At 72.4% G+C, this 23,533-nt stretch carries 19 protein-coding genes; 15 read left to right on the top strand and 4 right to left on the bottom strand.

Annotation, left to right across the window (positions count from 1 at the left end):
• Positions 1-6: 6 nt before the first annotated feature.
• A complete protein-coding gene (locus tag BJY14_RS31955; RefSeq protein ID WP_179847012.1) occupies positions 7-1,356 on the bottom strand; it encodes an ABC transporter substrate-binding protein in 1,350 nt (449 codons plus the stop codon).
• 98 nt (positions 1,357-1,454) lie between these two features.
• Between BJY14_RS31955 and gcvPA the strand changes: the two genes are divergently transcribed.
• From gcvPA to BJY14_RS31925, 6 genes are read left to right on the top strand one after another with little or no spacing between them, the layout of a single operon-like run.
• A complete protein-coding gene (gene gcvPA, locus BJY14_RS31950) occupies positions 1,455-2,819 on the top strand; it encodes an aminomethyl-transferring glycine dehydrogenase subunit GcvPA (RefSeq protein ID WP_179847011.1) in 1,365 nt (454 codons plus the stop codon).
• A complete protein-coding gene (gene gcvPB, locus BJY14_RS31945) occupies positions 2,816-4,396 on the top strand; it encodes an aminomethyl-transferring glycine dehydrogenase subunit GcvPB (protein WP_312879495.1) in 1,581 nt (526 codons plus the stop codon). Before gcvPA ends, gcvPB begins: the two co-directional genes overlap by 4 nt.
• Positions 4,397-4,403: 7 nt before the next feature.
• Entirely contained in the window at positions 4,404-5,510 is a 1,107-nt protein-coding gene (locus BJY14_RS31940) for an ATP-NAD kinase family protein (protein WP_179847010.1), read from the top strand.
• A gap of 14 nt (positions 5,511-5,524) precedes the next feature.
• The gene (locus BJY14_RS31935; RefSeq protein ID WP_179847009.1) at positions 5,525-6,283 is read left to right on the top strand and encodes an SDR family NAD(P)-dependent oxidoreductase; all 759 of its coding nucleotides are present in this window, start codon (positions 5,525-5,527) and stop codon (positions 6,281-6,283) included.
• A 34-nt stretch (positions 6,284-6,317) separates the two neighbouring features.
• Entirely contained in the window at positions 6,318-6,962 is a 645-nt protein-coding gene (locus tag BJY14_RS31930) for a GntR family transcriptional regulator (protein ID WP_179847008.1), read from the top strand.
• Complete coding sequence (locus BJY14_RS31925; RefSeq protein WP_218905680.1) at positions 6,959-7,627, top strand: GntR family transcriptional regulator; 669 nt, start codon at positions 6,959-6,961, stop codon at positions 7,625-7,627. Before BJY14_RS31930 ends, BJY14_RS31925 begins: the two co-directional genes overlap by 4 nt.
• Positions 7,628-7,652: 25 nt before the next feature.
• On the opposite strand, the gene BJY14_RS31920 is transcribed toward BJY14_RS31925, so the two are convergent.
• Positions 7,653-8,468, bottom strand: coding sequence for an ATP-binding protein (locus BJY14_RS31920; protein WP_179847007.1), 816 nt, complete (start codon positions 8,466-8,468; stop codon positions 7,653-7,655).
• A gap of 248 nt (positions 8,469-8,716) precedes the next feature.
• Between BJY14_RS31920 and BJY14_RS31915 the strand changes: the two genes are divergently transcribed.
• From BJY14_RS31915 to BJY14_RS31905, 3 genes are all read left to right on the top strand, one after another.
• A complete protein-coding gene (locus BJY14_RS31915) occupies positions 8,717-9,673 on the top strand; it encodes a LysR family transcriptional regulator (RefSeq protein WP_179847006.1) in 957 nt (318 codons plus the stop codon).
• Between the two features lie 104 nt (positions 9,674-9,777).
• Entirely contained in the window at positions 9,778-10,446 is a 669-nt protein-coding gene (locus BJY14_RS31910; RefSeq protein WP_179847005.1) for a GntR family transcriptional regulator, read from the top strand.
• Between the two features lie 181 nt (positions 10,447-10,627).
• Positions 10,628-11,899 (top strand): S1 family peptidase, encoded by a 1,272-nt coding sequence (locus tag BJY14_RS31905; RefSeq protein ID WP_179847004.1) that lies wholly within the window; start codon positions 10,628-10,630, stop codon positions 11,897-11,899.
• Between the two features lie 74 nt (positions 11,900-11,973).
• Here BJY14_RS31905 and BJY14_RS31900 read toward each other — a convergent pair whose 3' ends face one another.
• The gene (locus BJY14_RS31900; RefSeq protein ID WP_179847003.1) at positions 11,974-13,419 is read right to left on the bottom strand and encodes an aminopeptidase P family protein; all 1,446 of its coding nucleotides are present in this window, start codon (positions 13,417-13,419) and stop codon (positions 11,974-11,976) included.
• A gap of 99 nt (positions 13,420-13,518) precedes the next feature.
• Here BJY14_RS31900 and BJY14_RS44620 point away from each other — a divergent pair, with 99 nt between their 5' ends.
• From BJY14_RS44620 to BJY14_RS31880, 5 genes are read left to right on the top strand one after another with little or no spacing between them, the layout of a single operon-like run.
• Positions 13,519-15,183, top strand: a complete 1,665-nt coding sequence (locus BJY14_RS44620) for an ABC transporter substrate-binding protein (protein ID WP_246396191.1) — start codon at positions 13,519-13,521, stop codon at positions 15,181-15,183.
• Complete coding sequence (locus BJY14_RS31895) at positions 15,183-16,130, top strand: ABC transporter permease (protein ID WP_312879494.1); 948 nt, start codon at positions 15,183-15,185, stop codon at positions 16,128-16,130. The genes BJY14_RS44620 and BJY14_RS31895 overlap by 1 nt, the downstream gene beginning before the upstream one ends.
• Positions 16,127-17,116, top strand: coding sequence for an ABC transporter permease (locus tag BJY14_RS31890; protein WP_179847001.1), 990 nt, complete (start codon positions 16,127-16,129; stop codon positions 17,114-17,116). The genes BJY14_RS31895 and BJY14_RS31890 overlap by 4 nt, the downstream gene beginning before the upstream one ends.
• On the top strand, positions 17,113-18,078 hold the full coding sequence (locus tag BJY14_RS31885; protein ID WP_179847000.1) for an ABC transporter ATP-binding protein: 966 nt from the start codon (positions 17,113-17,115) through the stop codon (positions 18,076-18,078). The genes BJY14_RS31890 and BJY14_RS31885 overlap by 4 nt, the downstream gene beginning before the upstream one ends.
• A complete protein-coding gene (locus tag BJY14_RS31880; RefSeq protein ID WP_179846999.1) occupies positions 18,075-19,031 on the top strand; it encodes an ABC transporter ATP-binding protein in 957 nt (318 codons plus the stop codon). Before BJY14_RS31885 ends, BJY14_RS31880 begins: the two co-directional genes overlap by 4 nt.
• 60 nt (positions 19,032-19,091) lie before the next feature.
• On the opposite strand, the gene BJY14_RS46805 is transcribed toward BJY14_RS31880, so the two are convergent.
• Positions 19,092-21,629, bottom strand: coding sequence for a collagenase (locus BJY14_RS46805; protein WP_312879493.1), 2,538 nt, complete (start codon positions 21,627-21,629; stop codon positions 19,092-19,094).
• A 317-nt stretch (positions 21,630-21,946) separates the two neighbouring features.
• On the opposite strand from BJY14_RS46805, the gene BJY14_RS31870 reads away from it, so the two are divergent.
• The gene (locus BJY14_RS31870) at positions 21,947-23,527 is read left to right on the top strand and encodes an alpha/beta hydrolase (RefSeq protein ID WP_218905679.1); all 1,581 of its coding nucleotides are present in this window, start codon (positions 21,947-21,949) and stop codon (positions 23,525-23,527) included.
• The last annotated feature ends 6 nt before the right edge of the window (positions 23,528-23,533 follow it).

Genomic DNA, 23,533 nt, shown 5'->3' with positions numbered 1-23,533 from the left:
ACGGCGTCACTCGGCGATCGACCGGCCGGTGGCGGCGGCGATCTGCCTGGCCGCCGAGTTCAGGGCCTTGGCCGGGTCGTCCCCGTGCAGCACGATGCCGGAGACGGTCCGGTTGACGACGTCCCTCGCCTTGGGGCCGTCCTTGGAGACCTCGATCGGGGGCACCTTGTCCGCCAGGTCGGCGAACGTCGCGAAGACGGGCCGCCCGCCGTAGTAGGGCTGCGGCGCGGTCACGAACGGGTCCTTCAGCGCGGGCAGGTAGGCGGGGAACAGGCCCTCGTTCTTCAGCATCGACACCTGGTTGGCGGTGTCGGCGAGGGCGAACTCGATGAACGCCCACGCCGCCCGCGCGTTCGCGCTGTGGCCGCTGACGGCGAGCGTCGACCCGCCGTCGTTGGACGTCCGCACGCCGCCCTGATCGAACGCCGGCAGCGGCACGACGCCGAACCTGCCCTTGAGCTCCGGCATCTCGTCGGTGAGGGTGCCCGACCACCACACCGCGTAGGGGGTGGTGGCGACCTTGCCCGCCTTGGTCGCCGAGACCAGGCCGTCCCAGCCCTTCTCGAAGGCGACGAGGTCCTTGTCGGCGAGCGTCTTGAGCAGCGTCGCGGCGCGGACGGCCTGCCGGTCGGAGACGGCGATCCTCCCGCCGCGCACGTATCCCTGTCCCTGCTGCTGGAGCAGCATCGGGAACATGCTGTCCTCCTGCGGGTCCATGACGAGGAGCTTCTTGCCCGTCCTGGCCTTGATCTGCTCGCCGGCGCGGACGTAGTCGTCCCAGGTCGCGATGCCCGCCGGGTCGACGCCGGCCTTCTCGAAGATGTCGGTGCGGTAGTAGAGGGCGCAGGGCCCGCCGTCCCAGGGCAGCGCGAAGACCTTGCCGCGCTCGTCGGTGACGTCCTTCCAGGCCGCGCGGGCGAACTCGGCCTGGCGGGCGCCGGCGAGCGGGGTCAGGTCGTACAGCCCGCCGGGGAAGGCGCCGATGTAGCCGGGCAGCCTGCCGCCCTCGATGGTGAGGACGTCGGGCAGGCCCTTCCCCGCCTTCATCCCCACGGTGATCTTGTCGTAGGCGTTGTCGTAGCCGATGTCGACGACCTCGACGCTCGTCCCGGGATGGCGCCGCTCGAACGCCGGCGCGAGCCGCTTGAGCGCCTTCGCCGCGACGTCCCAGGACCAGACGGCGATCCTTCCTTCGATCTTGGCCTGGGCGCCGGCGCTCAGCGCGGGCCCCGCCTTCTTCGCGCCGCCTCCGGTGGCGCACCCGCTCGCCGCGAGCACCGCCGAGACGGCTCCGGCGACTCCGGCGGTCAGGACGGTCCGGCGTCCGATGGCCGCCCGTCCGGGGTTGGTCGCCATCTTGCCTCCCCAAGGGATTCGGGATAATGCTGTATACAGCACACTGCATCCTGTGTTCTCGTCAAGAGGGTGAGGCAAGGAATGTGAAGGAGAGCGAGATGAACGCGCACCCCTACATCCCGAACTCGGTGCCCGAGGTCAAGCGGGAGATGCTGGCGGCGATCGGCGCGCGGAGCGTCGAGGACTTCTACGCCGACGTGCCCGGCCGCATCCGGCTGGATCGTCCGCTGGACCTGCCTCCGCCGCTGCGCTCCGAGGCGGAGCTGGTCCGGCACGTCGGCGCGCTGCTGAACAAGAACACCAGCGCCCAGGAGGCGCTGAGCTTCCTCGGCGCCGGGTGCTACCACCACCACGTGCCCGCGGTGGTCGACGAGGTGGTCAACCGCAGCGAGTTCCTCACCGCTTACGCGGGCGAGCCGTACGAGGACCACGGCCGCTTCCAGGCGCTCTGGGAGTACCAGTCGCTGATGGGCGAGCTGCTGGAGATGGACGTCGTGAGCGTGCCGGTGTACGACGGCTACCAGGCCGCCGCCACGGCGCTGCGCATGGCGGGACGGATCACCGGCCGCCGGAGGCTGCTGCTGGTGACGGCCGTCGCCCCGGGCAGGCTTTCCAAGATCGAGGACTATGTCCGTCCCGACCACGACGTGGTCCTCGTGCCGGTGGATCCCGCCACCGGGCTGGCCGACCCGGCCGCGGTGCGAGCCGAGCTGGCGGGCGGGGACGTCGCGGCGGTGTTCGCCGACGCGCCCTCCGCGTCCGGGATCCTGGATCCCGCCCTCCCGGCGCTGGCCGAGCCGGCGCACGAGGCCGGGGCCCTGTACGTCGTGGGCTGCAACCCGATCTCGCTGGGGGCGGTGACCCCGCCGTCCCGGTACGGCGCCGACATCGTCTGCGGCGACATCCAGCCCCTCGGGCTGCCCATGAGCTTCGGCGGGATGAACGGCGGCTTCATCGCGACGCGGGACGAGGAACTCTACGTGGGCGAGTTCCCCTCACGGCTGTTCGGCCTGGCGCCCACCAGCGTCGAGGGCGAGTACGGCTTCGGCGACGTGGCCTACGAGCGCACCTCCTTCGCCGTCCGCGAGGAGGGCAAGGAGTGGGTGGGCACCGCCGCCGCCCTGAACGGCATCGCCGCCGGGGTCTACCTCGCGCTGATGGGACCGCAGGGCATGCGCGAGGTCGCGGAGACGATCCTGGCGAACACCCGGTACGCGCTGGACCGGCTGGCCGAGGTCCCGGGTGTGCTGGCCCCCTACGCGGGCGCCCCCCACTTCGCCGACTTCACGCTCCGCTTCACCGGCTCGCGGACCGCCGCCGAGATCGGCGAGGCGCTGCTGGAGCACGGGATCTTCGGCGGCAGGGTCCTGTCGGGGACCGACGCCCTGTACTGCGTCACCGAGATCCACACCAAGGACGACATCGACCGGCTGGCCGAGACCCTCCAGGAGATCGCCAAGTGAAGACGGGCCCGACCCCCTCCCCCCTGACCCCCGCCGACGCCGAGATCGGCCCGAAGCCCCCGCTGCGCCGGTTCCACCAGGCCCGCTGGGACGAGCCGCTGCTGTTCGAGCTGGGCACCCCCGGCGAGCGCGGCGTGCTGCCGCCCCTCTCGCAGGTGCCCGCGGACGTCGTCCTGCCGGACGGGCTGCGCCGCGCCGCGCCGCCCGCCCTGCCGGAGTTGTCGCAGCCCCAGGTTCTGCGGCACTACCTGCGGCTGTCCCAGGAGAACCTCGGCGCCGACTTCAACGTCGACGTCGGCCAGGGCACCTGCACCATGAAGTACAGCCCCAAGGTCAACGACCGGTTCGTCCGCGACCCGAAGGTGGCCGGGCTGCACCCGCTGCAGGACGAGCGGACCGTGCAGGGCGTCCTGGAGATCATGTACCGGTTGGAGGGGCTGCTGAAGGAGATCTCCGGCATGGACCGGTTCTCCCTCCAGCCGGGCGCCGGCTCCGCCGCGATCTACACCAACGTCGCGATGATCCGCGCCTACTTCGCGGCGCGCGGGGAGGCCGAGACCCGCGACGAGGTCATCACCACGATCTTCTCGCACCCCTCCAACGCGGCGTGCGCGAAGACGGCCGGGTTCAAGGTCATCACCCTGTACCCCGACGCCGACGGCTACCCCGACATCGAGGCGCTCCGGCGGGCGGTCGGCCCCCGCACCGCGGCCCTGCTCATCACCAACCCCGAGGACACCGGGCTGTTCAACCCGCGGATCGAGGAGTTCGTCCGGATCGTGCACGAGGCCGGCGGGCTGTGCGCCTACGACCAGGCCAACGCCAACGGCATCCTCGGCATCACCCGCGCCCGCGACACCGGGTTCGACCTGTGCCACTTCAACCTGCACAAGACGTTCTCCACGCCGCACGCCTGCGGCGGGCCCGCCGCCGGCGCGTGCGGCGTGAGCGCGGAGCTCGCCCCCTACCTGCCGACGCCGACCGTCGAGTTCGACGGCACCCGCTACCGCCTCGACGACGACCGGCCCGAGTCGATCGGGAAGATCCGGCCGTTCTACGGCGTCGTGCCGAACCTGGTGCGCGCCTACGCCTGGATCATGTCACTGGGCGGCGCGGGCCTGCGCGAGGCCGCGGAGGTGGCCGTCCTCAACAACAACTACCTGATGGCGAAGGTGCTCCAGATCCGCGGGGCGTCGGTGCCGTACGCGCCGGGACGGCCGCGGGTCGAGCAGGTCCGCTACAGCTGGGAGAAGCTCGCCGAGGAGACCGGCGTGCACAGCGAGGACATCGGCGTCCGCGCGGCCGACTTCGGCACCCACTACTGGACGAGCCACCACCCGTACATCGTCCCCGAGCCGATGACGCTGGAGCCGACCGAGTCCTACTCCCGGGCCGAGCTGGACGAGTACGCCGCCATCCTCGCCGAGGTGGCCCGCGAGGCCTACGAGGACCCCGAGACCGTCCGGACGGCGCCGCACCGCTCCACCGTGCACCGCGCCCGCGAGGACGTCCTGGACGACCCGGCCACCTGGGCGGTCACCTGGCGCGCCTACCGCCGCAAGGTCCTCGGCGGATGAGGCCGCGATGAGGATCGGGCTGGTGGTCAACCCCGTGGCCGGGCTCGGCGGCCGGGTCGGCCTCAAGGGCAGCGACGGCGCCGACGTCCAGGAGAAGGCGCGGGCGCTCGGCGCGACGCCGCACGCGGCGGAGCGCGCCGCGCTCGCCCTGGCGGAGCTGCGCTCCCGGATCGGCGGCCCGTTCACGGTGCCGACCGCGGGCGGGCCGATGGGCGAGGACGCCGTCCTGGACGCCGGGCTGATCCCCGACGTCCGGTACCGGCCGGGCGATCCCACCACGGCGGCCGACACCGTCCGCGCGGCGGCCGCGCTCGCGCCGCACGCCGACCTGCTGCTGTTCGCCGGTGGCGACGGGACGGCGCGCGACGTGCTGGACGCGGTCGGCGCCTCGGTGCCCGTGCTCGGCGTGCCCACCGGCGTGAAGATGCACTCGGCGGTCTTCGGGGCCACGCCGCGCGCCGCCGGGGAGGCGGCCGCCCTGATGGCCGCCGGCGGCGTGCGGATCCGGGACGCCGAGGTGATGGACCTGGACGAGGACGCCGTCCGGGACGGCCGGGTCTCCGCCCGCCTGTACGGCCACGTGAGGGTGCCCGACGTCCCGGTGCGCGTGCAGCAGCGGAAGGTGGGCGGCACGGTCACCGACCCGTCGTCGGTCCGCGGCATCGCCGCGGCCCTCGCGGAGCGGCTCGGGCCGTCCGAACTGCTGGTGCTCGGGCCCGGCACCACGATGCGCGCCGTCGCGAACGCGCTCGGCGCCGACGTCCCCCTCATGGGCGTCAACGTGCTGGCGGGCAGCGGGACGGTCGTCGCGGCGGACGTGGCCGCCGCCGAACTGGAGGCGCTGGCGGGCACGACGCCGGCGTGGATAGCCGTGACTCCGATCGGCGGGCAGGGTTTCCTGTTCGGCAGGGGCAACCAGCAGATCTCCCCCGCCGTGCTGCGCGCCGCCGGCCGCGACCGTCTCGCGGTGGCGGCGACCGAGGCCAAGCTCGCCTCGCTCGGCGGCCGCCCGCTGCTGGTCGACACCGGCGACGAGGACCTCGACGCCGACCTGCGCGGCCACCTGCCCGTGCTGACCGGGCACGGCCGGTTCGCCATGTATCCCGTCCGATGAGAGGCAGACCGAACGTGAACTCACTCGAAGGCAAGACCGCCGTGGTCACCGGGGCCGCAGGCGGCATCGGGCGGGCCGCCGCCGAGCTGATGGCGGAGCTCGGCGCCGCGGTCGTCCTGGCCGACGTCGCCGAGGCCGGGGCGGACGCCGCGAAGGCGATCGGGGCCGCGGGCGGCCGGGCCGCCTTCGTGCGCGGGGACGTCTCCCGCGCGGCCGACTGCGCGCGGATCGTCGCCGCCGCGCGCGACGCCTACGGCGGGGTGGACGTCCTGTTCAACAACGCGGGCGTCATCCGCCGCTCCACCGTCCTGGAGATCGGCGAGGACGACTGGGACCTGGTGATGGCCGTCAACGTCAAATCGATCATGTTGATGAGCCGGGCGGCGATACCGTTGATGGCCGCCGCCGGGGGCGGCAGTATCATCAACACCGGCTCGGGATGGGGCATCCAAGGGGGAGCGCAGGCCGTGTCCTACTGCGCTTCGAAGGGTGCCGTGGTGAACATGACCCGGGCCATGGCGATCGACCACGGGCCGCAGAACATCCGGGTCAACTGCGTGTGCCCCGGCGACACCGACACCGGCATGCTCGCCGAGGAGGCCCGCCAGCTCGGCGAACCGGCGGAGGCCTTCTACGCCGGCGCGGCGGACCGCCCCCTCGGCCGGATCGGCCGGCCCGCCGACATCGCGGCGATGGTGGCGTTCCTCGCCGGCGACGCTGCCGCGTTCGTCAGCGGGGCCGTCATCCCGGTCGACGGCGCCGGCACGGCCTGACCGTCCGCTCACCCCAGGAGAGGAAGACGACAGCATGCCGATCGACCGCCGCCCCCTTCGCGAACAGATCAAGGACGAGATCCTCGACCGGCTGGGCAAGGGGGAGTTCGCCCCCGAACAGGCGATCAACGAGATGGTGCTGGCCGCGGACCTCGGCGTCAGCCGCACCCCGCTCCGCGAGGCGCTCATCGGGCTGGAGCGCGAGGGCATCATCGTCAGCGAGCGCGGCAAGGGGTTCCGGTTCGCCCCGATGAGCGCGAAGGAGTTCGACGACCTCACCACGATCGTCGCCGCCCTGGAGTCGCTGGCGCTGGAGTCGACCGACCCCGAGTTCCTGCACGCGGTCGCCCCCCGCCTCCTGGAGGAGGCCCGCGCGTTCTCCGTCCCCGAGGCGGAGCACGCCGTGATAGAGCGCTACGACGACGCCTGGCACGACCTGCTGCTGTCCGGCTGTCCCAACGAGCGGCTGATGGACCTCATCACCTCGCTGAAGCTCACCATGCACCGCTACGAGCGCGTCGTGGTCGGCGACTGGGAGGTGCTGGAACGCTCGGCCGAGGAGCACGAGCGGATCGCCGAACGCCTGGTCGCCTCGGACGTCGAGGGGGCCGTCGAGGCCCTGAAGGCCAACTGGCAGAGCGGCAAGGACAGGATCCTCACCCGCCTCACGGAGCGATGATGCTGCACCTGCCCTCGCTCGGCCCGCGCAAGAGCGTGCGGGTCCAGATCGCCCACGCGCTGCGCGCGTCGATCGTCAGCGGTGAGATGCGGTCGGGCGTCGTGTACTCCGCCCCGGCCATCGCCGAGCGGTTCGGGGTGTCGCCGACCCCCGTCCGGGAGGCCATGATCGACCTGGCCCGGGAGGGGCTGGTCGAGGTCGTCCGCAACAAGGGCTTCCGGGTCACCGACCTGTCCGACCACGAGCTGGACGAGATCACCGACGTCCGGTCCCTGATCGAGGTCCCCGCCGCGGTGCGGCTCGCGCGGGCCGGCCGGGACGCGGAGGTGCGCGCGCTGCGGCCGCTGGCCGAGGCGATCGTGACGGCGGCCGAGCGGCGCGACGTCGTCGCCTACATCGACGCCGACCACCGCTTCCACCTCGCGCTGCTCGGGCTCGGCGGCAACGCCCAGCTCGTCCGGCTGGTGAGCGAGCTGCGCTACAAGTCCCGCCTCTACGGGGTGCCGCGGCTGGCGGAGCGGGGCGAGCTCGAACCGTCGGCACGCGAGCACGAGGACCTGATCGAGGCGGTGGCGAGCGGCGACGCGCGGGGCACCGAGGCGCTGATGCGCCACCACCTGCGGCACGTCCGGGGGATCTGGGCGGACCGGCCCGAGGGACGGTGAGGCGGGTCCCGCCCAAGGACACCGCTCAGCACAGGTCCCGTGACGGCGCGCGGGGGGCGGGCCCGCCGGCCGCGCCCTCCTCGCACAGCCGGACCATCTGCTCGACGACCTCGACCGCGTCCGACTGCGGGTGCCGGACGACGCCGTGTCCCGGCAGCTCGTACAGCAGCGCCCCGTCCTTCACCCAGACCCACAGCCCGGACCCGAAGTGCACCACCGTCGCCTCCGCGCCGAGCGAGACGAGGGCCCGCAGGCCGCGCACGCCGGCGAGCTCGCAGAGCCGTTCGGGCACCGCGCCCGGCACCGGCGGGGACAGGACGGCCGCGGACGCCTCCGGCAGCGGGATCGTGAAGTGGACGGCCTTCCCGGACACCGGGCCGGGGCCGAGCCTGCCGCGGGTGGGGTGGACGCCCCAGCTCCCGCCGGCCTCCCCGGTCAGCGCGTCCACGAGCATCAGCCCGCGGCCGCCGCAGGCGTCGGAGGCGGGCTCGCCGGTGATCAGCGCGGTGGCGTCCGCCGGGACAGGGCCGCCGGTCCCCCGCCAGGGGGCGGCGTCGAAGACCTTGAGGGTGAGCCGCGGGGAGGGGTGACGGCTGAGGTACGCCCACACCTCGGCGCGCTCCCGGTCGCCGTGCACGACGGCGTTGGTGGCGAGCTCGGAGATGATCGTCTGCGCGTCGCCCACGGCGGCCGGGGGCATCTCCAGCTCGGCGAGCACCGAACGGGCGATGGAGCGCGCGAACGCCGCCGCCGCCGGTCCGGACGGTAAGGGCCATGCCGGGAACGCTCCGCCGGCCAGTCCCGCACCCTCTGCCCGCGCTGTCTGCGACTTTTCCGGCATGAGCAATCGCTTTCCACGAGAATTATCGGCGGCGCGTCCGGCCCCCATGGCGAGAAAGGGGTGAGAAGGTCCTCGTCCTGGGGGCCGGCGAGACGGGATCTCCCTTCTTCCATCCGCGCGATCACGGCCAGGAGAACCGAGGGTGAGGGCGCCGCTGGCGCCGCGATCGCTTACCTATGTGGAGGAGTACGGAGATTATTGCGGTCGGTCCGAGTCGCGGGTCATCGGCTGATGCATAATTTCCAGCTATGGATCTCGACATCAGTCACCTTCGGATGGTGTGCGCGATGGCGGAGACCGGGAGCGTCACCCGGGCGGCGGCCCGGATGGGGATGTCCCAGCCCGCAATGTCGAACCAGCTCCGCCGGGTCGAGGAGATCGTCGGCGGGGTGCTGTTCACCCGCAGCCGGTCCGGGCTGGAGCCCACGCCGCTCGGCGGCCAGGTCATCAGCCGGGCGCGGACGATCCTGTCCGAGATGGACACCCTGTTCGGCGACCTGCGCGGACCGCGCGGCCCGGAGGGGACGCTCGGCCTCGGGTGCGTCCACCTCGCCTGCGTCGGCAGCATCGTCGCGCGGGTGGGCGAGGCCCTTCCCGGCCGCGAGGTGTCCCTGCGCATCGAGCCCTCCTCCGCCCTGCTGGGCGACGCCCTCGCCCGCGGCCATCTCGACGCCGCGCTGATCGGGCTCATGGAGGGCTTCGACATCCCGATGGCGGCGCCCGTGGTCAGCCGCACCCTGGTGCCGCGCTACCCGATCTTCGTCACGCTCTCCGAGCGGCACCCGCTCGCCGGCCGGGACGAGATCGACCTGTTCGACCTGCGGGACGAGGCGTGGATCGCCCCGCCGGGCGCCGACGACGGCTCGCTGTCCTCCCTGCGGGCCTCGTGCCGCGCCGCCGGCTTCGAGCCCATCGTGCGCTACGAGGCGCCGAGCGGGGCGGCGTGCCCGCTGGTCGCGGCGGGGCACGGCGTCCGGATGGTGGACCCGTCCTGGCCGCCGCACCCGGGCACGGTCGTGCGGCCCCTGGCCGGGGAGCCGCAGGTCGCTCGGCTCATCGTGGCCTGGCGGCGGGACCGCCTGGACGAGGAGGAGGCCGCGGCGCTCTACCGGGGGCTGGCGGCCGCCTACGTGGAGCACACCGGCAGCCATCCGACCTTCGAGGCCTGGTGGCACGCCCATCCCCAGGTGCACCCGCTGCTGTGACGGCACTCCGGTGACCGCGCGCTCGTGATCTCGCCGCCCGGTGCGGGACGCCGGGCCTCTGGCCGCCCACGTGGCGGTATTCTGATCGTGGGTGAGGAGGGCCAATGGATCCGGTGGCCGATGCCATGGTCGGGCTGCCTGACCTCGGCGGCCAGAGCAGCCTGCGCGGCCAGGTGGCCGACGCGCTGCGCAAGGCGCTGGCGACGGGCACGCTGCGGTCGGGCGTCGTGTACTCCGCCCCGACCCTGGCGGACGAGTTCGGGATCTCCCCCACTCCGGTCCGCGAGGCCATGATCGACCTCGTCCGGGACGGCCTGTTCGAGGCCGTGCGCAACCGGGGCTTCCGGGTCGTGCGGCCCTCGGCCCGCGACCTCGCCGAACTCACCGAGATCAGGGAACTGGTCGAGGTCCCCGCGGTCGTGCGGCTGGCCGGCGCCGTTCCCGAGGCGGTCCGGCCCCGCCTGCGCGCCCTCGCCGAGGAGGCGCTCGCGGCGGCGCGGGACGGCGATCCGATCGGCTTCCTCGACGCCGACCACCGCTTCCACTCCGAACTCCTCGAACTCACCGGCAACCGGACGCTCGTCCGGACCATCCTGGACCTGCGCGGCCGCTCGCAGATGCACGGCCTCGCCCGGCCGGCCGCGACCGAGACGCTGGTGGCGTCGGCGGAGGAGCACCTCGGGCTGCTGGACACGCTCGTCGCCGGTGACGCCGAGCGGGCGCGGGAGCTCATGACGCGCCACCTCGACCACGTGCGGGGCGACCACCGCTGAGGGCGCCCCCGCCCCCATGACGCCTGGCCGGATCCGGCCATGACTCCCTGGAGCTGGGCCTTCGCCGGGGAGGCGGCCCTTGGCAAGTGCCGTTTCACATTTTACAGTGCAATTTCACATTGCATTGCGGACGCCGCGGCCGGACGCCGCGGCACCCCCGTCCGCGAAGGAGGCTCCCCGAATGGTCCGCCCGAAACGCAGAAGGGCAGCCGCGGCCGCCGCCGTGGCCGCCGCCCTGACCGCGGCCTCACTGGCGGCGCCGGCCCGTGCCGACGCCCCCGGTGACCGTGGCGCGCCCCCCGCCCCCTCCCCGGACCACAGGTCCCGGACCCAGCTCCAGCAGGAGGCCCAGCAGACACTCGTCAAGCAGATCGTCAAGGACCACGGCGTCTCGGCGGCCGAGGCGGGCCGCCGAGCCGACCGGCAGCCCGCGCAGTTCGCGCTGGCGACCCGGCTCGGCAAGGATCTCGGCTCCGCGTACGGCGGCGCCTGGATCGACCAGGCGCACGGCGGCGAACTCACCGTCGGCGTCACCGCGGCGGGCGCGTCGGCCGCGGTGCGGTCGAAGGCGAAGAGCGCCGGCCTGGGCGCGACCAGGACGAAGAAGGTCCGGTACGGCTTCGGGCACCTCCAGCAGGTGTCCGCCTCGCTGGCCAAGCGGGTCGCCGAAGCCAACAAGGGGGCCGCGAACGGCCTGCAGACCGGCGTCGTCACGTCCGGCAACGTGGTGAAGCTGAGCAGCCTCAAGGGTGCGGCGCTCACCCCCGCCCAGCGCGATGTCGTCAGCTGGGCGCGCCGTACCTTCGGCAGCGCGGTACGGGTGTCGACCTACGCCCACAAGTCGGTGCCCCGCTACTGCTACGACGACTACAGCTGCGACCCGCCGCTGCGGTCCGGGCTGGCCATCTTCACCGGCGGGGCGCGCTGCACCAGCGCGTTCATGACCTACTCGGGCAGCCGCTACTACATGCTCACCGCCGGCCACTGCGCCGAACTCGGCTACTGGTGGGACGTGTCGACCTACAGCTACGGCTACCAGAACGTGGGAGGCGCGGCGAACTACACCTTCGGCTGGTACGGCGACTACGCCGCCGTCTCGATCGACGATCCGGGCTGGTGGCAGCCCAGGGGCTGGGTGCTCCCCCAGACGTCCGTCTACGGAAGCGAGAGCGACTACGTCGGCGGCTACGTCTGCAAGCAGGGCTCGACCACCGGCTACACCTGCGGGTCGATCACCGAGGTCGACGCCACCGTCTCCTACCCGGACCGGACGCTGTCCGGCATGACCTGGAGCACCGCGTGCGACGGTCCCGGTGACAGCGGCAGCGGCGTCTTCGACGGCGGCTACGCCCACGGCATCCTCAGCGGCGGTCCGAACTCGGGGTGCGGCATGATCCACGAACCCATAGGCCGGGCACTGTCCGGCCTGGGGGTGTCCCTGCTCAGCGGCTGACCTCCCCGTCGGCCCGAGCACAGGGGCGGTGCCGTTCCCCGTGGCCCAGGGGAACGGCACCGCCCCTCACGCCGTCAGCCCTTCAGCGACTGCATCCAGGTCTCGATCTCCTCGGGGTGGCGGGGCAGGGCCGAGGACATCAGGCGGGCGCCGGTCTCGGTGACGAGGACGTCGTCCTCGATGCGCACGCCGATGCCGCGCAGCTCCGGCGGCAGGGTCAGGTCGTCCGGTTGCAGGTAGAGGCCCGGCTCCACGGTCAGCACGTGCCCGGGGCGCAGCTCCCCGTCCAGGTACTGGGACGCCCGCGCCGCCGAGCAGTCGTGGACGTCCAGGCCGAGCATGTGCCCGCTGCTGCAGAGGGTGTAGCGGCGGTAGATGCCCGACTCGGGATCGAGGGCGTCCTCCGCGCTGCGCAGCACGCCCCAGTCCTGGAGTCCTTCGGCGATGACGCGCATGGCGGCCATGTGGAAGTCGCGGAAGCGCGCCCCCGGCCGGACGGCCGCCAGCCCCGCCTCCTGCGCGTGGTAGACGAGGTCGTAGACCTGCCGCTGCCGCGGGGTGAACCACCCGCTCACCGGGAGGGTCCGGGTGATGTCGGCGGTGTAGAGGGTGTCGGTCTCCACCCCCGCGTCGAGCAGGAGCATCTCGCCGAGGCGCAGCGTGCCGTCGTTGCGCGTCCAGTGCAGGACGCAGGCGTGCGCTCCGGCCGCGGCGATGGTGTCGTATCCGACGCCGTTGCCCCTGATCCGCGCGACGCGCTCGAAGGTGCCCTCCGCCCACCGCTCCCCGCGCGGCATCCCGGTGACGCGGGCGAGCCCGGCGGCGACCGCGGTGAAGCCGTCCACCGTGTGGTCGACGGCGGCCTGGAGCTGGGCGATCTCCCAGTCGTCCTTGACCAGGCGGAGCTCGGCGGCGCAGGCGGCCAGTTCGGCGTCGGGCTCGGGGGCGCCTGCCGGGACGGCGCGGTCGACCTCCGGGTCCACGCCCCGGATCACCCGGGTCGGGACCCGGCCGCGGAGCGCCCCGGCCAGGTCGTCCAGCGGCGCGCAGGCCAGCCCGAGCTTCTCCTCGGTCTCGGCCGGTGCGGCGCGGGGGCCGACCCAGAACTCCCCGTGCCTGCGGTCGCGGAAGAAGCCCGCGTCGTCGCGCGGGGACCGGGGCCGGTGGTACAGGACGGCGTCGTGGCCCGCGCCGGTCGGCTCGAGCACCAGGACCGCGCCGGTCCCGGTGTCGGCGCCGGTGTCCCCGGTGAGATGGACGTAGGCGGTGTGCGCGCGGTAGCGGTAGTCGGTGTCGTTGCTGCGCACCTTCGGCGGGCCGGCGGGCAGCACGAGGCGTTCACCGGGGAAGAGGGCCGACAGGGCCGCGCGGCGTTTCTCCGCGTACGGCGCCACGGCCAGGCGCGCCGGAAGCGGTTTCCCGCTCGGGGCCCAGTCCCGGGTCATGAAGGAGGCGAGGGTCTCGGAGACGGGCAGGTCGTGGCTGCCCGTCGCGAAGCGGCCGGCTGCTGGGTCGTCCATGTGAAAGTCCTGGATGTGGAGATTCGATAACGGGGCTTGTAGTGCAATTGCACTGTACTATTTTATATGGCACTCCGCCCGTCGATGCACGGAGACGCCATGAAACGTCCGGTCAGGACCTGCCTCGCCCTCGCCCTCTCGCTCAGCGCCGCCGCCGGCGGCGCCTCCACCTGCGGCTCGGGCGGCGACGCCACCGCCGCGAAGGTCGGGGGCACGCTCACCGTCCTCTACACGCAGGACTTCGCCCATCTCGACCCGCAGCGCAACTACGTGATGTTCGCGATGGACTTCGGCACGCGGCTGCTCTACCGGACGCTCACCACCTACGCCGCCGCGGAGGGCCAGGAGGGCACCAAGGTCGTCCCGGACCTCGCCACCGACACCGGAACCACGTCCGACAGGGGTAGGACGTGGACGTACCACCTCAGGCCGGGACTGAAGTTCGAGGACGGGACGCCCATCACCAGCGCCGACGTCAAGTACGGGGTCGAGCGCTCCTTCGCGCCCGACCTGCCGGAGGGCCCCGGATACGCCAGGACGATGCTGGAGGGCGGCGACGGGTACAAGGGGCCCTACAAGGACAAGGGCGGCCTCGCCTCCATCACTACGCCGGACGCGCGGACGGTCGTGTTCCGGCTCAGGGAACCGTCGATGGACTGGCCGAAGATCACCACGCTGCCGACGTTCGCCCCCGTCCCCAAGGCCAAGGACACCGGCGTCAACTTCGACAAGCGCCCCTTCTCCTCCGGCCCCTACAAGGTCGAGTCGTACGACCGCGGCCAGCGGCTGATCCTCGTCAGGAACACCCACTGGGACAAGGCCGCCGACGGCGTCCGCCAGGCCAACCCCGACAGGATCGTGGTGGAGGAGGGGCTCGCGCAGGCCACCATCGACCAGCGGCTCATCGCCGACCAGGGCAGGGACCAGCGCGCCGTCACGCTGTACTCGGTCGCGCCGGCGAGCATGCCGCGCATCCTCACCCGCCCGGACGTCAGGAAGCGGTTCGTCAGCGCGACGAGCCTGTGCACCCGGTTCCTGGCGATGAACACCTCCAGGCCGCCGTTCGACGACCCGAAGGTGCGGCAGGCGATGCAGTACGCGGTCGACAAGGAGGCCTACCGCACCGCGCACGGCGGCAGCGGCGTCGGTGAACTCGCCGGCTCCTACCTCCCGCCCGCCATGACCGGCGGGCAGGCGCAGAACGTCTACCAGGCGCCGCCGAACGGGGACCCGGCCAAGGCCAGGCAGTTGCTCGCCGCGGCAGGGAGGAGCGCCGGGTTCTCGATCGACCTGACGACGACCAGCAGCGAGCTCGGCAAGTCCGAGGCCGAGGCGGTGCAGCAGGCGCTGGCCCGCGTCGGGGTGAAGGTCCGGATCAACCCGGTCGCCAAGAGCGTCTACTACGACACCATCGGCGACACCGCGAAGGAGGACGAGCTCGTCTTCTACGGATGGTGCGCCGACTACCCGTCCGCGGCCTCCTTCATCCCGCCGATCTTCGACGGGCGCACCATCGCGCCCAAGGGCAACACCGTCGTCTCGCAGCTGAACGACAAGGCGGTGAACGAGAAGATCGGCGCGGCCGTGAAGGGGAACGACCCGGCCGCCTGGACGGCTCTCGACCGCGAGCTGATGGGGCTGTCGCCGATGGTCCCCCTGATCCACGACAAGCTGCCGCTGCTGCGCGGCTCCAAGGTCACCGGCACGTTCGGCCACGCCATCTGGGAAGGCGAGTTCGACTTCGCCACCATCGGGGTGATGTAGTGGCCGCCCCGCCCCTCACCGAGGCGGCGGGCAGCGTGCCGGCGCCCGCCGGCCGGTCGCCGTGGCGGCCGGCCGGCGGGCGGCTGCGCCGCGACCCGGCCGCGCTCGCCGGCCTGGCGATCATCGCGCTGTTCGTGCTGCTGGCGCTGGCCGCCCCGCTGCTCACCGCCCTGAACGGGCACGGCCCGAACGAGTTCCACCCCGAGAAGATCGACAAGGCGCTGGCCGGCGCGCCCAGGGGGGCGTTCGGCGGCATCGACGGCGACTTCTGGCTCGGCGTCGAGCCCGGCACCGGCCGGGACGTGTTCAGCCGCATGGTCTACGGCGCCCGGATCTCCCTGCTGATCTCCGTCGCGGCGACCTGCGTCGCCACCGCCGCCGGCACCGCCCTCGGCCTCACCGCGGGCTTCGCCGGCGGCCGGGTCGACGCGGCGATCAGCCGCGTCATGGACCTGGTGCTGTCGTTCCCGCAGCTCATCTTCATGATCGCTCTGGTCTCGGTGCTGCCCGAGGGGAACCGGACGCTGGAGCTGGTGTTCGTCATGGGCTTCTTCGGCTGGCCCTACATCGGGCGCATCGTCCGCGGCCAGACGCTGTCGCTGCGCCACCGGGAGTTCGTGGAGGCCGCGCGCGCCACCGGCATGCCGCGCCACCGGATCGTCTTCCGCGAGGTCATGCCGAACCTGCTGGCGCCGGTCCTCGTCTACGCGACGCTCACCATCCCGGTCAACATCGGCACCGAGGCGGCGCTGTCGTTCCTCGGCATCGGCGTCCGGCCGCCGAACGCGTCCTGGGGGCAGATGATGGCCAAGGCGATCGACTGGTACCAGGTGGACCCGACGTTCTTCGTGGTCCCCGGCGTCTGCCTGCTGCTGACCGTGCTGGCGTTCACGCTGCTCGGCGACGCCTTCCGGGACGCCCTCGACCCGAAGGGGGCGGGCCGGTGACCCGGTACGTCGCGACGCGCCTGGCCGGGGTCGCCGGGGTGCTGCTCGTCATCTGCGCGGTGACCTTCACGATCTTCTACGTGTTCCCCGCCGACCCCGCGCTGCAGGCGTGCGGCAAGTCGTGCACGCCCGAGCGGCTCGCCATGCTCCACCACCAGATGGGGCTGGACCGGCCGCTGTGGCGGCAGTTCGCCGACTACCTCGGCGGAATCTTCGCGGGCCGGAGCTACGGCTCGGGCCCGCAGGCCGTCCCGTGCCACTTCCCCTGCCTCGGGTTCTCCTACCAGAACAACATGCCGGTCTGGGACCTGATGATGCAGCGCCTGCCGACCACGGTCTCGATCGGGATCGGCGCGGCCGTCCTGTGGCTCGCCGGCGGCGTGACGGTCGGCGTCGTCTCCGCGCTGCGCAAGGACTCGCTGCTCGACCGGACGCTGATGGTGGGCACGCTCACCTCCGCGTCGCTGCCGATCTACTTCACGGCGATGGCGCTGACCGTCCTGGTCGTCCAGATCGGGGGGCTGCTCCCCTACTCCAGCTACGTGCCGTTCGCGGAGGACCCCGCCACCTGGGCGAAGAACCTCGTCCTGCCGTGGGTCGCGCTCGCGCTGCTGTACGCGGCCATGTACGCGCGGCTGTCCCGGGCGTCGATGGTGGAGACGATGGCCGAGCCCTACATCCGGACGGCCCGCGCCAAGGGCCTGCCCGAGCGGACGGTCGTCGCCAAGCACGGCCTGCGCGCCGGGCTCACCCCCGTCCTCACCGTCTTCGGCATGGACCTCGGCGCGCTGCTCGGCGGGGCCCTGATCACCGAGAGCGTGTTCGGGCTGCCCGGCATCGGGCGGCTCACCATCGACTCGATCGACAAGTCGGACCAGCCCGTCGTGATGGGCGTGGCACTGCTGGCCGCGTTCTTCATCACGTTCGCCAACCTCGTCGTGGATCTGCTCTACGCCGCTGTCGATCCTCAGGTGAGGTTCACATGAGCTTGTTGAGTGTTCGGGACCTCGCCGTGGAGTTCAGCACCGCGAAGGGGACGATCCGCGCGGTGGACGGGCTGTCGTTCACCCTGGAGGAGGGCCGCACCCTCGGCATCGTCGGCGAGTCCGGGTCCGGCAAGTCCGTGACCAGCCTGGCGATCATGGGGCTGCTCGACGGCGCCAGGGTGAGCGGGTCGATCGAGCTGGCGGGAACCCAGATCGTCGGGGCGGCCCGCGAGCGCGTCCGCGCGCTGCGCGGCCGGAGGGTCGCGATGATCTTCCAGGACCCGCTGTCGTCGCTGCACCCGCACTACAGCGTGGGCGAGCAGATCGCCGAGGCGCGGCGGCTGCACTTCGGCTCGTCGCGCCGCGCGGCGCGCGCGGAGGCCGCCCGGCTGCTCGCCGACGTCGGCATCCCCGATCCCGGGGAGCGGGCGGGCGACCACCCGCACCGGTTCTCCGGCGGGATGCGCCAGCGCGTGATGATCGCCATGGCGCTGGCCTGCGAGCCGGACCTGCTGATCGCCGACGAGCCGACCACCGCCCTGGACGTGACCGTCCAGGCGCAGATCCTGGAGCTGATCGCGCGGATCCAGCGCGAGCGCGGCCTGGCGGTCCTGATGATCACCCATGATCTGGGGGTGGTCGCGCGGGTCGCCGACGACGTCCTGGTCATGTACGCGGGACGGGCCGTCGAGCGGGCGACGGCCGGCGCGCTGTTCGCCGTGCCGCTGCACCCCTACACCCGCGGCCTGCTCGGCTCCCTCCCCCGGCTCACCGGCCCGCCCGGCGAGCTGTCCCCGATCGCGGGCACCCCGCCGTCTCCGCTGTCTCCGCCGGCGGGGTGCCCGTTCCATCCGCGGTGCGCCGAACGGGTCGAGGTGTGCGAGACCACCCGTCCGGCGCTCCTCGGCGAGTCCCACCCGGCGGCCTGCCACCTGCTCACGAGTGAAAGGGCGGCCGGATGACGGCGCTGCTACGGCTGGAAGGGCTCACCAAGACGTTCCGGACGCGGCGCGGCGCCGTCCGGGCGGTGAACGGCCTGGACCTGGAGGTGCGGGCCGGGGAGACGCTCGGACTGGTCGGCGAGTCCGGCTGCGGCAAGTCCACGACCGGGCGGATGCTCGTCCGGCTGCTGGACCCCACGGCCGGGCGGATCATCTTCGACGGCGAGGACATCACCCGGCTGTCCCAGCGCGAGATGCGGCCGCTGCGCCGCGACCTGCAGATCGTCTTCCAGGACCCGTTCGCCTCGCTGAACCCGCGCCACACGGTCGGCTCCATCGTGGCCGAGCCGCTGCGCGTGCAGGGCGAGCGGGACCCGCGGCCCCGCGTCCAGGAGATGCTGGAGTACGTCGGGCTCGGCGCCGAGCACCTCGACCGGTACCCGCACGAGTTCTCCGGTGGCCAGGCCCAGCGGATCGGGATCGCCCGCGCCCTGGTGACCGGCCCGCGGCTGGTCGTCGCGGACGAGCCCGTGTCGGCGCTGGACGTGTCGATCCAGGCCCAGATCGTCAACCTGCTGGCCGCCCTGCAGCGCCGGCTCGGCCTGGCGCAGGTGTTCATCGCCCACGACCTGGCGGTGGTCCGGCACGTGTGCGACCGCATCGCCGTCATGTACCTCGGCCGGATCGTGGAGACGGGGGCCAGGGACGTGGTCTACGGCGCGCCGGCACACCCCTACACGCGGGCGCTGCTGTCGGCGATCCCGCTGCCCGACCCGGTGGCCGAGCGGGCGCGAGAGCGCATCGTGCTCCGCGGCGACCCGCCGAGCCCGTCGGCGCCGCCGGCGGGCTGCCCCTTCCATCCGCGGTGCTTCAAGGCGCAGGAGCGGTGCCGCAGCGACCTGCCGTCCCTCAAGATGGTCGCGGGCCGCCAGGTCGCCTGCCACTACCCGGAAACCGAACCGCTCACCTCGTGACGAAGCCGGGGCCGGACCTCTCGGTCCGGCCCCGGCGGTCGTGTCGGGGGTGGTGTCGGATCAGTACTCGGACTTCACGGTCACTCCGCTGAACGCCTGCTTGCCGTAGAGGCTCACGTAGTTGTAGCCCGCGGGCGGGTTGGTGATGGTCAGGGTCTCGGCGTTTCCGCTGTTGATCGACCTCTGGGTGTAGGACGTCGACGTGGCCCAGCCGGTGGAGCTGTAGTACAGGTCCGCGTCACCGGTGCCGCCCGACGAAGTGATCTTGATCGATCGCGTGCCGGAGGGCACGTAGAGGTACAGGTAGGAGAGGTTCCCCTGGGTGGCCGACAGGTTGCCGCGCTGGCAGTTCTGCCCGAGCTGGCGGGTGTCGCTCCCGGTGCACTCGGTCGTCCCGCCGCCGCCCCCGGCCGACACCGCCAGCTGCTTGGTCGCGGTGCCGGTGGCGCCCTTGTCGTCGGTGACGGTGAGGGAGACGGTGTAGGTACCGTCCGCGCCGTAGGTGTGGGACGGGTTGGCCGACGTCGAGGTGGCGCCGTCGCCGAAGTCCCACCGCCGGGAGGCGATGGTGCCGTCGGAGTCGGTGGACTGGTCGGTGAAGGAGACCGCCAGGCCGTTCGCCGAGGCCGAGAACGCCGCGGCCGGCGCCTGGTTGCCGCCGCCCCCGCCGCCGGCGCACGCGCCGGACGCGCACGCGGCGAGCCACGTCCGCCAGTCGCTGTCGTAGCGGCTGCCGATCGTGCTCGTCAGGAACGTCCGGGCGGCGTTCCAGTTGCCGGTCCGGTAGTAGCCGAGAACGGTCGCGACGTCGCTCGGGTGCTTCTCGAACATGTACCGCACCGCCAGGTAGCCCCAGCGGTAGATGCGGGTCGTGTCATGGCTGTAGGTGGTGTCGAACAGCGTGCTGAGCGCGTAGGTGCCCCTCGCCGCCTCGGTGATCGCCGCGTCGTAGACCTCCTTGCGGTAGGAGTAGGAGACGTACTCGGCGAACCCCTCGATCCACCAGATGGTGGGCGTGGTGACACCGGCGTTGAAGTCGCCGTACATGTCGAAGCGGCCGTCGAGGTAGTGCGTGTACTCGTGGTTGAGGTTCCAGATCTGGAACGCCGGGCGCACCCACTCGGCCTCGTAGGCGATGAACCGCGGCTGGTTGCCCGCGGCGGCCGGGTCGCCCTCCAGGTACATGCCGCCGTTGTTGGTGTCGATGCCGAACATCGCGCCGGCGTAGGTCTGGTAGTCGGTGCTCGAATCGAAGACGCAGACCTCGATCGTGGTGTTGTTGTCGTTCGCGACGGGCCTGTTCCCGTCCTTCACCAGGCCGTGGAAGTAGGCGTCCTGGTTCTGGAGGCTGGCGCAGCTGTCCGACAGCTGGGCGGCCGTCATGTCCTGCGCCCGGATCTTGATGCTCGAACTGCAGGTGTGGTTGATGGTCAGGACGTTCGCGGCGAGCCGCTGCGCCAGGTCGCAGGTGCCGTAGTAGGAGCAGTTCGCCTTGTCGTAGTAGTCGGTCATCTCGGCGACGCCGACCCACAGCGGGGCGGTCTTCCCGGTCATGGCGCTCTGCCCGAGCAGGCCCTTGGCCAGCGGCCTGACCTTCGTCTGCAGCGCGGAGTGCTGCACGAAGCGGGTCAGCTCACGTCCCGCGTTGGACGTCAGGTAGCTGCGGTCGGTGCCGAGCAGGGAGAGGTGGCCCGTGGCGAAGGAGTTGAGCGTGTCGAGCAGGCTCGGGTCGGACTGGACCGCGGTGACGAACTCCGGGACCTGGTGGCCGCGGAACAGCACCGTGTAGACGTTGTTCACCGCGTTGAGCATCCACCAGGACGCGTCGTAGGAGCTGTTGTAGCCGGTCAGCAGCCGCTTGACCACGGAGATGTAGCGGGCGTTCTCCTCCGCGCTGTCGATCAGCGTGACCGCCTCGGCGAGGACCTCGCCGTTGGCGTCGCTGACCGTCGAGGACTTGGCGTTGCCGAAGTAGGCGTCCAGGCCCGACTGGATCGCCGTCTTCAGCGTGGGGCCGTAGGTCCCCACGGTCGACGGGTTGTACCAGTGGACGTAGTAGCCGGCCCGCAGGTAGAGGACCAGCTGGGCCGTGCCGGTGGTGTTGTCGCCCGGGTAGTAGAGCCCGTTGTCACGCAGGCCGTAGGCGACGCTCGCCATCTGCGACTCGCGGAACGCGTAGTACGCGTCGGTGCCGGTGAGGCTGAACAGCGAGTTGACGCAGTCGGTCGTGGACGACTTGATCTGCTGGACGAGCGCGCTTCCGGAACGGCTCGTGAAGTCGCTCGCGCTGCACGCGGCCGCGGCCGCCTTCGCGCTCGCCTTCGGGGCGCCCTTCATGGAGGGGCGCTTGTGCTCCGCCGACTTCTTCGGCTTGTCGGGACTGCTCTTCAGCTCGCTGTCGTCCGCGGAGAGCGGCGGCCGGTCCTTGGCGGGGAGCGGGGCCTTCTGGATGTGGCGCGCGTCGCCGCCGCCGTCGGGGCGGAGGCTGGCGGGAGGGGGCTTCGGGGCGGCGGACGCGGGCGCGACGAGGAACGTCGTCCCGAGGGCCACCGCCATTGACGCCAGCAGGCAGCGGGTCGATCTGCGTCTGTTTCTCACGGGGGGTCTTCCTCCATGGGGTGGGCGTCCGGCGGGGGTACCGGACGTTCTCGCAGGGCTCCGGGGTCCAGGGCCCGGAGGCTCGGGGAAGCGTGCGCCCGCAGTTTGTGGTGCGGAAACGGCCCGTGGTCATACACCGCACCATCGATCTGGGTTATGGATCTGTCGGGCGGACCTCACCGGCGGCGGCGGAAAGGAATTTCGCGAGGTGGCGCCCCGTTCCCGGCCCGCGAAGCCCTTCCGATGCCGTTTCTGGACAATGACGAAAGAAAGGTGAAATTGTACACTGCAATGTCACCAACCCTCTGGAGATGTCTGTGAGACGAACGAGCAGGACACGCGCGGGCGCCGCGCTCGCGGCGTGCGGCGGCATGCTGGCGGCCGCGGCGCTGGCCGGGCCCCCGCCGGCGACCGCCGCGGCCGGCGACCCGCCGCGACCGGACTGGAAGTCCTGCGGCGACGCCGCGAACCCCGCGCTGCAGTGCGCGATGCTGGAGGTGCCGCTCGACCACGCCCGCCCGGACGGGCGCACGGTCAGGATCGCGCTGAACCGGCTGCCCGCCACCGCGCCCCCCGGCCGGCGGCAGGGACCGATGCTGCTCAACCCCGGCGGGCCCGGCATCAGCGGCCTGTGGATGGCGAGCTGGATCCCCTCCAAGCTGCCGCCCGACGTCGCCGCCGCCTACGACTGGATCGGCTTCGACCTGCGCGGATCCCAGCACAGCGAGCCGCGCATGTCCTGCGACCCGCACTACTTCGACGGTCCGCGGCCCGACTTCCAGGTCGGCCAGGGCACCACGGGGGCGTGGCTCGACAGGGCCGCCGGGTACGTCGCGAAGTGCACCGAGAAGCACTCCTGGCTGCTGCCGCACCTGTCGACGGTCGACCACGTCGGGGACATGGAGTCGATCCGCCGCGCGCTCGGCGCCGAGAAGATCAACTTCTTCGGGTGGTCGTACGGCACCACACTCGGCTCGACGTACGCCCAGCTGTACCCGCGGCACGTCCGCCGCTTCGTCCTGGACAGCATCGTCGGGCCGTCCGTCTCCTGGTACGACCACAACGTCCTCCAGGACCTCCAGCACGAGAAGCGGTTCAAGGCGTTCACCGCATGGGTCGCCAAGGCCGACGGCGTCTACCACCTCGGAACGGACCCCGCCGAGGTCGAGGCCGGGTGGTACGCCATGCGCACCCGGCTGCGCGAGCACCCCGTGGGCCGGATCGGGCCCGACGAGTTCGACGACACGCAGGTCGCGGGCGGCTACGACGTCCTCCGGTGGCCCCGGCTCGCGACGGTGCTCTCCGCGTACACCAACTCGGGCGACACCGCGCCGCTCGTCACCGCGTACGAGCGCTACGCCGCGCCGGACCCGGAGGACGACTCCTTCGACCTCTACAACGCCGTGATGTGCGGCGACAGCAAGTGGCCGCGCGACTTCCGGTACTGGCGGAAGGACCAGGCGAAGGTCAACGAGAAGGCGCCCTTCTACACCTACAACAACATGTGGTTCAACGCGGGCTGCCTGACCTGGCCCGTCAAGGCGGGGCACCGCACCAGGATCACCGGCAAGGGCCTGCCGCCCATGCTGCTGTTCCAGGCGACGGACGACCCGGCCACACCGTACGAGGGCGGCCTCGACATGGCGCGGGCCCTGCCGAGCGCGCGGCTCGTCGTGGAGAGGGGCGGCGGCAGCCACGCGATCACGTTCGCGGGCAACGCGTGCCTCGACGATCTCCTCGTCGGCTACCTGCGCGGCGGGAAGGTGCCGCAGGACCGCGGCCTGGTCGACCGCACCTGCGCCAAGAACCCCGACCCGGCACCGGTCTGGGTCACGCCCGCTCCGGCCGCGGCCTCCGGCGCGCAGGCGACCGCCGTCCCGCGACAGTTCGTGAGGTGACGTGGG

Source organism: Actinomadura luteofluorescens (genome assembly GCF_013409365.1).
In the GTDB taxonomy this organism is placed as follows: domain Bacteria; phylum Actinomycetota; class Actinomycetes; order Streptosporangiales; family Streptosporangiaceae; genus Spirillospora; species Spirillospora luteofluorescens.
The sequence above is the reverse complement of the archived record's forward strand: the minus strand, read 5'-3'. Positions and strand labels throughout refer to the sequence as shown.

What these genes read in the sequence shown, in the direction of transcription:
- BJY14_RS31955 (WP_179847012.1), bottom strand. Translation starts at nt 1,356, where the DNA reads ATGGCGACCAACCCCGGACGGGCGGCCATCGGACGCCGGACCGTCCTG.
- gcvPA (WP_179847011.1), top strand. Translation starts at nt 1,455, where the DNA reads ATGAACGCGCACCCCTACATCCCGAACTCGGTGCCCGAGGTCAAGCGG.
- BJY14_RS31940 (WP_179847010.1), top strand. Translation starts at nt 4,404, where the DNA reads ATGAGGATCGGGCTGGTGGTCAACCCCGTGGCCGGGCTCGGCGGCCGG.
- BJY14_RS31930 (WP_179847008.1), top strand. Translation starts at nt 6,318, where the DNA reads ATGCCGATCGACCGCCGCCCCCTTCGCGAACAGATCAAGGACGAGATC.
- BJY14_RS31925 (WP_218905680.1), top strand. Translation starts at nt 6,959, where the DNA reads ATGATGCTGCACCTGCCCTCGCTCGGCCCGCGCAAGAGCGTGCGGGTC.
- BJY14_RS31920 (WP_179847007.1), bottom strand. Translation starts at nt 8,468, where the DNA reads ATGCCGGAAAAGTCGCAGACAGCGCGGGCAGAGGGTGCGGGACTGGCC.
- BJY14_RS31915 (WP_179847006.1), top strand. Translation starts at nt 8,717, where the DNA reads ATGGATCTCGACATCAGTCACCTTCGGATGGTGTGCGCGATGGCGGAG.
- BJY14_RS31910 (WP_179847005.1), top strand. Translation starts at nt 9,778, where the DNA reads ATGGATCCGGTGGCCGATGCCATGGTCGGGCTGCCTGACCTCGGCGGC.
- BJY14_RS31905 (WP_179847004.1), top strand. Translation starts at nt 10,628, where the DNA reads ATGGTCCGCCCGAAACGCAGAAGGGCAGCCGCGGCCGCCGCCGTGGCC.
- BJY14_RS31900 (WP_179847003.1), bottom strand. Translation starts at nt 13,419, where the DNA reads ATGGACGACCCAGCAGCCGGCCGCTTCGCGACGGGCAGCCACGACCTG.
- BJY14_RS44620 (WP_246396191.1), top strand. Translation starts at nt 13,519, where the DNA reads ATGAAACGTCCGGTCAGGACCTGCCTCGCCCTCGCCCTCTCGCTCAGC.
- BJY14_RS31885 (WP_179847000.1), top strand. Translation starts at nt 17,113, where the DNA reads ATGAGCTTGTTGAGTGTTCGGGACCTCGCCGTGGAGTTCAGCACCGCG.
- BJY14_RS31880 (WP_179846999.1), top strand. Translation starts at nt 18,075, where the DNA reads ATGACGGCGCTGCTACGGCTGGAAGGGCTCACCAAGACGTTCCGGACG.